We start from the raw sequence: 9712 nt of genomic DNA, 5'->3' as shown, positions 1-9712 counted from the left end.
CCCAATGCACCTGCCGTTTCATACTGGATGCCTTTGCCACCCATGATGCTGTCGAAAAAGGAAAATGCATCCACATTTTGAACTACGTTATAGTCGCGGCCAACAACACCCAGCACCGCGTCATTATCGGTGCGCACGGTAGCAAACTGTTGGGGCACTTCGATGGTGGGTGTGATGGTGTCGGCATTGCCAAAAGCGTTGGCGCTGTCGTAGGTGAACAGGCGGCGTTTTTCCACCCTATAATCCAGGCCTGCATGCTGTATGGCTTCGGCGCTGGTGGGGTAGTCGGTTACGATTTGGCCCAGGCCGTGCCATGGTTTTTCCTTTACGGAAAAGAAGCTGTACTTGCCTGTTGTTTCGTTGTAATTGAGGTTGTGTGCCATGATAGGTTACCCAGCTTTTACTTCTATCCCGCTGGCGGTACTACAGCGGTTTTGATGTTTACTATAAACTAATTGGAATGAAGGCTCCGGCACCTACCGGCACCGGAACCGTTAGGGCTAGAAAGGCAGGTCGTCATCTGCCACCGGAGCGCCTGCATTTACTGGGGCTGTTGTTGCTGGTGCATCCTTTGGCCAGCCGTGGATGCGCACGCTGGAGGCATGGCATTTCAGAGAGGCTTTAGGTTGTCCTTCCTTGTCCAGGTATGCCGATACATACACCCGGCCGCTTACCTCCACCAGGGTGCCTTTTTTCAGGTGCTCCGCCAGTCGTTCCGACAGCCAGTAGGCACAGTCGTAGTAGGTAGTAGTCTTTACTCCTTCGCCGCCCCTTGGTCGGTAGCGGTCGTTTACGGCAACCGAAAAGTTGACCACCTTGCGGCCATCGCTCAAGGTGTTCACTACTGCGTCTTTTGTTGTTCTTCCGATGATGTTCATAACATAGTATTTAAGGGTGAAAAAATGCGGGTTATGCTACGCCAAAAAGGGTGAGGTCTGCCAACCGTACCTTATTGGGATAATGGGAATGGCTGAACCTGCGCACGAGGTAAAAAATGGTGGTATCCTCGTTCTGCAGGATGGCCCAGGCTGCAAAGAGTGAGCGAGACCGGTTGCATTTACGCTTGCGCTGTATCTCCCACGACATGCGCATAAGACGGGATAAGGTTGCTGCTTTCATGTTTACTGGTTTCTGGCTGTGAAAAATTGTTTTTAAAAGAAAAAACCGGAAAAAAGAAAGCAGAAGGGCAGGTGGCCTGCCAGAGGCAAAAAGGAAACGGAATAAATCAGTGGGAGGGAGCAGGAGCCTTTATCGATGGAGCTAGTGCAGGGGATAGGGAAGATGAGTGTGGTGGCGTTTTATGCCGTAGTCTTTTTGCTCTTTGCAGTGTCTTTGGTAGTGCAGGCCACTACCTTCGCGCCGCTTTTGTCCGGTGCCTTTTGAAAACAGGTTTATTGTTTTTCAGCCTCATAGAAAAAAGAAACCTGAATGGAGCGTCGCAACAAAAGAATAATAGGATTTGCGTTGCCTGTATACCCAAACTCATTTATGTGTTATTAGGTAGTCCATAAAAGGATAGCAATTTATCTAACACCATTCTTTTAGCCTTTGTTCTTTCGACCTGCAGTAAGTGCTTGGAAAGCGTGAACCGCCAGCATGAGCGCTGGGCGGTTGGCAGGATCACCCCACAGTTGAAAGGGGGCATACCACTCGCATTAAGACAATTACCTGGCTTTATAAGCCATAATTGCCTTTGGTTGAACAATGATTATCACCGAAACTAAGCTATAATATACCTCTGAGTGTTGCACAGTGAAGTGTAAAATCGTGGAAAACTGGTTGTAAAATCTATTCAGAGCTTTATGAAAGTTCATGTGTTTTAAGAAGTGTACCACTGGCATGATAATTATGGGGTAAGTTCATCATGAACAGAAGTCCTATTTTGATCGTTGATGATGATATTGATGATCAAGAAACAATCGAAGATGCAGCTGAAAAGGTAGGTATTGATCGCTCATCGCTATTTTTCGACAATGGGGGCAGCTCTTTAATTATCTGCAAACAAAATCAACAACACCTTTCTTGATTCTTTGTTATGTCAACTTGATAGGAGAATCAGGATTTGACCCTTAAAAGCGCCTGCAGGACCATGAAGGCTTGAAATAAAAGAGTGTGCCTTTTGTCTTTTGGTCCAACATTGCTTCTGAAAAACAAATTCATTACACATATGACCTGCCAGTTCAAGGATTCTTTCACAAGCCAGACACTTATCAAGAGTTATGTGAGTCAATACAAAACATTGTAGGTGACTGGCAAAAAAGCCTGCATCCTAAGCGTATAATGTAGTGTTATACCCCTATTTTAGTTTTTAGTTTTAAATGGAAAAATTAATGGGCTAAGGTATTTGCCTAGCTTCCTTTTTGAAATGTCTATAGATTTGTATTGTTTCCTCAGAAATAATCGCTGAACTAAGTAACGAGTTAACATTATTTGCTTTTTACCAAGCAGTTAGTTTGGTTGACGGCCTGCTGTTCTAAGCGGGCTTTTATTTTGCCCTTTGTTCCAAGGTAGGGCCACCACCTCCGCCTTTCTTACGCATGTTCGTTTGGTGCATCAGTACCCGTGCAGGTAGGTCCGGCAGCTTTGCAGGCCTGATCGGGTTTACCTCCGGTGAAGCGGCTTTTAAATAATTTTCGATCGCTTGGTACACTTTGGCCAGCGCCTTTTCGTCTTTCACCTCACCCTCCCGCACCTTCCAGGTAATCGGCTTTTTCTTCAGCCCTCGCGCAAGTAGCATAGGACGGTTGCACTGGAGCATAACCACCCGATCACCTGCAGTCAGCCGGTACCGCTCGAAACTGCGGTCGGCAGCAGTCCGCTCCACCCGAAAGGTGTAGGTGTAGATGGAGTACTTTATGGTGAGCTGAAACTGCACCAGGCAAAGTGAAAAAACCAGTTTGCCACCTATTTGCTTATTGAAATATTAGTTCCTTTCGTTGTACCAAAACTCCTTTTGTGAGAGTTGGAAATGACAATTTAGCTTTGGCAAACATTGCAGGATGGTAGTTTGTAGGCCTTAAACTACAATAGCTGTCAAAGTCTTACTTTCAACCGCCAAACCCGACTGTGCTCCGCTTATGACCGACATCAAAAACCTCGAACGCACCCTCTGGACCGCTGCCGATAAACTCCGCAGCAATATGGACGCCGCCGAATACAAACACGTGGTACTCGGCCTCATCTTCCTCAAATACATTTCCGATGCCTTCAACACCCGCTACGACCAGTTGAAGCTGGAGCTGGAAGACGCGGAAAGCGAATGGTACGTGGAGGAAGAGGAAGGGCGCTATCATACCCTCAACGACAAGGACGAATACCTAAGCCACAATATCTTCTTCGTGCCCGAGAAGGCCCGTTGGAGCTACCTGCAGTCCAAAGCCAAGCTGCCCGAGATAGGCAAGCTGGTAGACGATGCCATGGACGAAATCGAAAGGCTCAACCCCTCGCTCAAAGGCGTGCTGCCTAAGATCTACGCCGACCCCGACCTTAACAAACAGCGCCTGGGCGAACTCATCGACCTGATTGGTACCATCGGCTTCAACCAGCCGGGCCACAAGGCCAAGGACCTGCTGGGCCGCGTGTACGAATACTTCCTGGGACAGTTTGCCGATGCCGAAGGCAAAAGCGGCGGCCAGTTTTATACGCCTGCCTCCATTGTAAAGCTGCTGGTAGAAATGCTGGAGCCCTACAAGGGCCGGGTGTACGATGGCTGCTGTGGCTCCGGTGGCATGTTTGTACAGTCAGAGAAATTTTTGGAAGAGCACGGCGGCCGCCTCGGCGACCTGTCCGTGTTTGGACAGGAAAGCAACCCTACCACCATGCGCCTGGCCAAGATGAACTTGGCCATCCGTGGTATTGATGCCAAGATAGAACTGGGCGACACCTTCCTTCACGACCGCCACAAGGACCTGAAGGCCGACTTTATCATGGCCAACCCGCCCTTCAACATCAGCGACTGGAGCGGCGAGCAGCTGCGCGAAGATGCCCGCTGGAAGTACGGCGCCCCACCCGTGGGCAATGCCAACTACGCCTGGCTTCAGCACTTTGTACACAAGCTGAGCCCCAATGGCACGGCGGGCATTGTGCTGGCCAATGGCAGCATGAACAGCAATACCGGCTCGGAAGGCGACATACGCAAAGCCATGATCGAAGCCGGGCTGGTAGATTGTATGGTAGCCCTGCCCAGCCAGCTCTTTTACAATACCATGATTCCTGCCTGCCTGTGGTTCCTGGTACGCAAACGTCAGGGTACGCTCCACACCGGTGGCGCCGGTAAGGGCCTCCGCGACCGGAGCAACGAGATCCTCTTTATTGATGCCCGCAAAATGGGTGTGATGGTAAGCCGCCGCAACCGCGAGCTGGCCGATGCCGATATCCAAAAGATTGCCGGCACCTACCACCACTGGCGCAATACCGGTGAGGCTTATGCCGATGTTGCCGGTTTCTGCAAGGCCGCCACGCTCGACGAAGTGCGGGCCAACAACTATGTGCTGATGCCCGGCCGCTATGTAGGCACCGAGGCCGAAGAGGACGATGGAGTGCTCTTTGCCGACAAGATTGCGGCACTCACTACCAAGCTAGCCGAGCAGTTTGCCAAGGGCCATACACTGGAAGCCGAAATAAGAGAAAACCTCAAGAGTATCGGTTACGAATTTTAAAATTTAGATTGCCTGCACGTTTGCTGATTTATCGCAGTTGTAAAACCTGGAATAATTTTTTAAATATTTTATTACCCTTTTTGGGTAACATTTTTATATTTGCGTGAATATCTCTTATAAAACTAACAAGCTAGAAAAGTTGCTGGATGGCCCAGTTGCCATTAAGAAGAATTTTGGGATTAATGCAAAAAGGGTGGCGCAGCGCCTTGATGATATAGGATCTGCCCCAAATTTGAAAGTCTTATGCAGTATTCCGCAAGCCCGATGCCACCCGCTATCAGGTAACCGCGATGGCAAGTGGGCTGTTGATATTTCGGCCAATCACCGGCTGATTTTTATAATTGATCACGATCCAATACCCTTGAACGACGACGGTACCATCAACCGTATTCTGGTTACAGATATACAGATAATTTCCGCACAGGAGGATTATCATTAAATCGTTCTTTATGAATAAAAAGGAATTACAGGCAGCAAAGGAGCTTTTGTCTCCCCCTGGCGATACCATATTGGAAACCATTGAACATTACCGAATCTCGCAAGCTGAGTTGGCTGAAAGATTAGGAAAGAAGCCTTCAAAGGTTCACGACATTATTACCGGAAAAGAGCCAATTACACTAAACACCGCCCTGCAACTGGAAAGGGTGCTGGGTATCGAAGCTGGTTTTTGGATGGCCCGGGAAACTAATTATCGTGAAAAGCTGGCCCGGATAGAAGAAGCAGAACAAGCCGAAGCCAATGTGGAATGGGTGAAGAACATGCCTTTGAAAGAGTTGGTAGCCTTTGGGCAGATTACCGAGCGAAAAGCAAACGGAGAAGCTGTAAATCAGGTGCTGCGTTTTTTTGGCGTTGCTTCAGTTGAAGCGTGGCAGCATGTTTATGAAAATGGCATAACGGAACTGGCGGACTTTCGGAAGAGTGAAGCACATACTGCGAGTATAGCGGCAATGGCCGCATGGCTTCGTACCGGGGAGTTGGAAATGCGTAAAAGTGAATTGCCTCCTTTTGATAAACTTGCTTTCCGGCAGGCGCTTGATACCACTATTAAGGAGTTGGTAGTGATGCACCCGCATGATCTTTCCCTGCAACTTCAGGCTATCTGCCACAATTGTGGTGTAGCGTTGGTTTATACACCTTGTTTTCCCAAAGTGCCAGTTTGTGGTGCCACCCGCTGGATCGGCGGCAATCCACTGGTGCAACTCACGGATCGATACAAAACCAATGACCAGTTCTGGTTTACATTTTACCACGAGGCTGGCCATATTTTGTTGCATGGAAAGAAAGAGGTATTTATTGAAGTAGAGCGAAATAAAACTTTAACAGAAAAGGAAACGCAGGCCAACGCATTTGCGTCAAAGCTGCTGTTGCCCGAAAGGGCTTTGGCGGATTTGGAGGATGGATTCACAGATAGTACGATCATTAAGCTTGCAGCCGCCTATTACACCCACCCTGGAATCATTGTTGGCAGGCTGCAACACCTGAAATGGGCCGACTTCAGCTTTGGTAACCAACTAAAGGAGAAAATGAATCTGTTTCCGAAGCTGGCAGGTGCGGTAAAGGCGGCTTAACCGGGATGACAAGTCGTGAAAATAGCCCTTCAACAGATAAAGTGTCAGCTCATTTCTTTATACGTCGTCTCTTTCATGTAAAGAAAACTGGGTTTTCTTTACATGAGCATTTACCTTAACCAAAACAAGACTGTGGCTTTTACCCTTAAATACCTGCCTTCGGATGGCGACCTCGGAGCCAAACCTGCGCTTAAACAACTGGCAATCATCTCCCACGAGCTGCCCCTGCTAAATAGCAGGTCGGCAACCATTCCCAACAAAAGCATCCTGATCTATAGCCAGGACCTGCTCAACAACCTGTTCCGGCATCCCTATACCAAGATCGAGTTTGTGGTAGCCGAACTACAGGTAAGCCGCCCCACGGCTACGGCCTACCTCGAAGCTCTGGTAGGCGCAGGCATGCTTCAGAAGTTCCGGTTGGGCAAAAGCAATTATTATATGAATACACCGCTGTTCAACCTGCTGCGGGAAGGAGCGGTATCAGGTGGGCAGGTAGATCCGGTGGTGACAAAGCATTCAGAAATAGAGAATAAAGGAGAATAATGGAAGGGGTTAAAATATTCAATGAAACGATGACATCTACTGAGATGGAAGCTCCCAAATGGAAGAAGTATAAGATCGGAGACTTGTATAATGTATTTTCAGGTCTGTCCAAGCCTCGCGACCAATTTGGCTTTGGTCATCCATTCGTTACATTTAAAGATGTATTTCAGAATTACTTTTTACCTGGTGAATTGACCAGTTTAGTTAATACGAATGAGAAAGAGATAAAATCTTGTTCTGTAAAAAAGGGAGATGTGTTTTTGACTCGTACAAGCGAAACGCAGCATGAACTTGGAATGAGTTCAGTGGCATTGAAAGATTATCCAAATGCCACTTTTAACGGGTTTACAAAGCGGCTTCGCTTAAAAGACGATGTACAAGTAGAAATAGACTTACTATACCTTGGTTATTTTTTACGCAGTCCATTTTTCAGAGATCAAGTTGCACAACATTCGTCTTTAACGACGCGGGCTAGCTTGAATGCAACGGCAATCAATTCAATGGAAGTAATATTTCCCGAGATTGACGAACAACGTAAAATTGGCGGTATTCTGAAAAGCTTGGACGACAAAATAGACCTCAACCGCCAAACAGCCCAAATCCTTGAAGCCATTGCACAAGCCTTGTTTAAAGAATGGTTTGTGGATTTCAACTTTCCCGGCGCTACGGGTGAGATGGAGGAAAGTGAGTTGGGGATGATACCGAAGGGGTGGAGAGTTGGCAATTTAGGTGAGCTCTTGAACTTTCGTAATGGAAAAGCATCGCCAAACAGAGGTGAAGAATTTACATTCCCAGTCTATGGAGCAAATGGAATTATCGGCTATACTGAATTATTTAACTGTAAGCCAAATGCAAGTATTGTAGGACGAGTAGGAAGCTATTGTGGAGTAGTTTATTATACCACTGAAAAAGCTTTTGTAACAGAGAATGCAATTGTAGCGGAATCTAAGTATGAAGGTTCAAGCCTGTATTGTTACAACAAGTTGTTGTCCTTAAACTTAAATAATCATAAAAGTGGATCAGGACAACCTCTGCTAAATCAAGCTATTTTATCATCAATTAAGCTTGTAATTCCAAGCTTTGATCTTGTTGAAAAGTTTGAAGACGTAGCCATTAATTTAAAGGTACAAGCACATCAATCAGAATATCAATCCAAAACACTCACTCAGCTTCGAGACAGTTTACTGCCAAAGTTGATGAGCAACCATTTAGCTATACCATAATAAGCCCCTTAAAATGACCAAAAAGAACCCTGAAGACATTGCAATTTGTCTTAACTGCTATAAGATAAAGTTTAAGCCAAGGAATAAACCTGACTCTGAGCAGCTATCACTTAGCCAAGTCTTTGGTACTGAAAATATTTTTGATATCTACAATGGGTTTGTAAAGACAATAGATACTAGGTCTGTTTTCACAAATAAAGCTCAAAATCGTGTATTATATCTTAGTAAAACGATGCAAGCTTCGCCTTCAAATAATATTGTGGCGGGCACAGTAATGAAAGGGCATAATGGTCCTGAAACTGCAATTGATGAGCTTATTGGAGGCGAAGTAACTACAGTAGGAAAAGTGTCTTCGGAGCAGTTTCACTGCCATCCCTATTTTTTCCTTTTGTACGCAAATAAGAATGAACCCAAAGAGATCATTTTTATTGCACAGAGTTATAAGCAATATGGATACAAGGAAGTTTTTGAAGAAGCTTTCCGAGAGTTTGTGAATCAAAACTCATCGCAGTCATTAACAATACAGTTCAATACCCTTTCAATTGCATCCCTATTCGAAAAATTTATCGAGGACGGTAAAATTTATAAGCTGCGTTTTGTCAAACATTCTTTATCAAAGACTGTAGAAAGCCTTTTGTATGGTGATGAACCAGGTAAAGAAGATAGGTATGAAATGGAGCTTTCCGTTAAGTCAAAGCGAGGCTTCTTTGGTGTGAAGAAAGCAATACGATACAATGATGCATCTTTTATAGAACACGTGCAGCTTGAAGGTTTTGAATTTGAAGAAGCATATGCCGATGTAGTTGTCGGTGGACGAAAGCGAATTTTAAACATTACTAAGCCTAGCGAGTTCTGCGCCGCTTATGATATAACTCATGAAGTTCATGTTGACACAAAAACAAAATTGCCTAATTTCTCGGAAGTATTCGAGCAAGCAGTTGGCATATTGAAAAATGATTTAATTCCCTATATATGAGCTGGTTAAATGGAGTTCTTGATAGGATCGATGTAACAAGCATTTATAAGAATCATCTAACTACATTTTATCACTATGAAAAGCAGCAGTTTTATGGTAAGAAGGAAATGCCTATCTCTGATAAGCTTCTGTTTGGTATTTTGCCGTTAGTGATTGCTGTACTTCTTAGTTGGGGTGGACTTAGGTTTAATAAGGATTATGTAGATATCATTCTTACCTGCTTATCTATTTTCATAGGTCTATTGTTTGGGCTCTTAACAATGGTTTATAGCCAAGTACAGGAAAATCAAAAGATCAATGGAAGCAATATTAATCCAGAAGATATTAAGCGGGTTAAGGCTAAAATTGATCTAACTATCCATCTCTTTATAAACATTGCCTTCTCAATTGTATTATCAATATTTGCATTGATTTTAGTCTTATTAACACAGTTTCGTCCTGAAAGATTGATTGATTTCTTTAAAGAAAAATCCTACTTCTTAGATCTGAAGAGTACATATTTGTATGTTAGTAATGGTGTATCCTTTTTTCTATTAATTGAGTTTGTTTTAGTTCTGTTAATGATTATTAGACGGTTTATGGTACTATTCTTAAACCAAATGTCCATAACTGGACCTAAGCTTTATTTTGAAAATAGAGAGTAATGAATTTTGTTACCGAAGAGGTAGTATTACATAAACTGTGTCACTGGGCTGGTCTGTTACGTTGCTGAAAGGTCATGATTTTTCCGGTGTTGCCGGGCCC

The 9712-nt window shown here is 45.0% G+C and carries 13 protein-coding genes; 9 read left to right on the top strand and 4 right to left on the bottom strand.

Annotated features, from left to right (window positions below):
• The 3 genes from BUE76_RS25240 to BUE76_RS23390 all read right to left on the bottom strand — a co-directional run.
• A partial coding sequence (locus BUE76_RS25240; protein ID WP_254049547.1) for a DUF932 domain-containing protein occupies positions 1–383 on the bottom strand: 383 nt, incomplete at its 3' end.
• A 117-nt stretch (positions 384–500) separates the two neighbouring features.
• The gene (locus tag BUE76_RS23395) at positions 501–878 is read right to left on the bottom strand and encodes a single-stranded DNA-binding protein (RefSeq protein ID WP_073038981.1); all 378 of its coding nucleotides are present in this window, start codon (positions 876–878) and stop codon (positions 501–503) included.
• 31 nt (positions 879–909) lie between these two features.
• Positions 910–1119 carry a hypothetical protein gene (locus BUE76_RS23390; protein ID WP_143157150.1) on the bottom strand — a complete coding sequence of 70 codons (210 nt, stop codon included), beginning with the start codon at positions 1117–1119 and terminating at the stop codon, positions 910–912.
• On the opposite strand from BUE76_RS23390, the gene BUE76_RS23385 reads away from it, so the two are divergent.
• Together BUE76_RS23385 and BUE76_RS24625 are read left to right on the top strand one after the other, a co-directional pair.
• Positions 1107–1511: a hypothetical protein gene (locus BUE76_RS23385; protein ID WP_143157149.1), complete on the top strand. Its 405-nt coding sequence runs from the start codon at positions 1107–1109 to the stop codon at positions 1509–1511. The genes BUE76_RS23390 and BUE76_RS23385 overlap by 13 nt on opposite strands.
• 353 nt (positions 1512–1864) lie before the next feature.
• The gene (locus tag BUE76_RS24625; protein WP_158070033.1) at positions 1865–2026 is read left to right on the top strand and encodes a hypothetical protein; all 162 of its coding nucleotides are present in this window, start codon (positions 1865–1867) and stop codon (positions 2024–2026) included.
• A gap of 459 nt (positions 2027–2485) precedes the next feature.
• Here BUE76_RS24625 and BUE76_RS23380 read toward each other — a convergent pair whose 3' ends face one another.
• Positions 2486–2875, bottom strand: coding sequence for a hypothetical protein (locus BUE76_RS23380; RefSeq protein WP_073038975.1), 390 nt, complete (start codon positions 2873–2875; stop codon positions 2486–2488).
• Positions 2876–3077: 202 nt separating this feature from the next.
• On the opposite strand from BUE76_RS23380, the gene BUE76_RS23375 reads away from it, so the two are divergent.
• The 7 genes from BUE76_RS23375 (at position 3078) to BUE76_RS23345 (ending at position 9612) form a co-directional block, all read left to right on the top strand.
• Positions 3078–4658, top strand: a complete 1581-nt coding sequence (locus tag BUE76_RS23375; RefSeq protein WP_073038973.1) for a class I SAM-dependent DNA methyltransferase — start codon at positions 3078–3080, stop codon at positions 4656–4658.
• A 103-nt stretch (positions 4659–4761) separates the two neighbouring features.
• The gene (locus tag BUE76_RS23370; RefSeq protein ID WP_073038971.1) at positions 4762–5097 is read left to right on the top strand and encodes a type II toxin-antitoxin system RelE/ParE family toxin; all 336 of its coding nucleotides are present in this window, start codon (positions 4762–4764) and stop codon (positions 5095–5097) included.
• A 10-nt stretch (positions 5098–5107) separates the two neighbouring features.
• A complete protein-coding gene (locus tag BUE76_RS23365; RefSeq protein WP_073038969.1) occupies positions 5108–6226 on the top strand; it encodes an ImmA/IrrE family metallo-endopeptidase in 1119 nt (372 codons plus the stop codon).
• A 102-nt stretch (positions 6227–6328) separates the two neighbouring features.
• The gene (locus tag BUE76_RS24965) at positions 6329–6769 is read left to right on the top strand and encodes a hypothetical protein (protein ID WP_073038967.1); all 441 of its coding nucleotides are present in this window, start codon (positions 6329–6331) and stop codon (positions 6767–6769) included.
• Positions 6769–7992, top strand: a complete 1224-nt coding sequence (locus BUE76_RS23355) for a restriction endonuclease subunit S (protein ID WP_083596268.1) — start codon at positions 6769–6771, stop codon at positions 7990–7992. The genes BUE76_RS24965 and BUE76_RS23355 overlap by 1 nt, the downstream gene beginning before the upstream one ends.
• 13 nt (positions 7993–8005) lie before the next feature.
• Complete coding sequence (locus BUE76_RS23350) at positions 8006–8968, top strand: hypothetical protein (RefSeq protein ID WP_073038965.1); 963 nt, start codon at positions 8006–8008, stop codon at positions 8966–8968.
• Positions 8965–9612 (top strand): hypothetical protein, encoded by a 648-nt coding sequence (locus BUE76_RS23345; protein WP_073038963.1) that lies wholly within the window; start codon positions 8965–8967, stop codon positions 9610–9612. Before BUE76_RS23350 ends, BUE76_RS23345 begins: the two co-directional genes overlap by 4 nt.
• Positions 9613–9712 lie beyond the last annotated feature (100 nt).

The organism is Cnuella takakiae, assembly GCF_001953305.1.
GTDB lineage: Bacteria > Bacteroidota > Bacteroidia > Chitinophagales > Chitinophagaceae > Flavisolibacter > Flavisolibacter takakiae.
The sequence above is the reverse complement of the archived record's forward strand: the minus strand, read 5'-3'. Positions and strand labels throughout refer to the sequence as shown.

Coding starts and splice junctions, on each gene's coding strand:
- BUE76_RS23375 (WP_073038973.1), top strand. CDS start 3,078: ATGACCGACATCAAAAACCTCGAACGCACCCTCTGGACCGCTGCCGAT.
- BUE76_RS23395 (WP_073038981.1), bottom strand. CDS start 878: ATGAACATCATCGGAAGAACAACAAAAGACGCAGTAGTGAACACCTTG.
- BUE76_RS24965 (WP_073038967.1), top strand. CDS start 6,329: ATGAGCATTTACCTTAACCAAAACAAGACTGTGGCTTTTACCCTTAAA.
- BUE76_RS23345 (WP_073038963.1), top strand. CDS start 8,965: ATGAGCTGGTTAAATGGAGTTCTTGATAGGATCGATGTAACAAGCATT.
- BUE76_RS23355 (WP_083596268.1), top strand. CDS start 6,769: ATGGAAGGGGTTAAAATATTCAATGAAACGATGACATCTACTGAGATG.
- BUE76_RS24625 (WP_158070033.1), top strand. CDS start 1,865: ATGAACAGAAGTCCTATTTTGATCGTTGATGATGATATTGATGATCAA.
- BUE76_RS23390 (WP_143157150.1), bottom strand. CDS start 1,119: ATGAAAGCAGCAACCTTATCCCGTCTTATGCGCATGTCGTGGGAGATA.
- BUE76_RS23365 (WP_073038969.1), top strand. CDS start 5,108: ATGAATAAAAAGGAATTACAGGCAGCAAAGGAGCTTTTGTCTCCCCCT.
- BUE76_RS23350 (WP_073038965.1), top strand. CDS start 8,006: ATGACCAAAAAGAACCCTGAAGACATTGCAATTTGTCTTAACTGCTAT.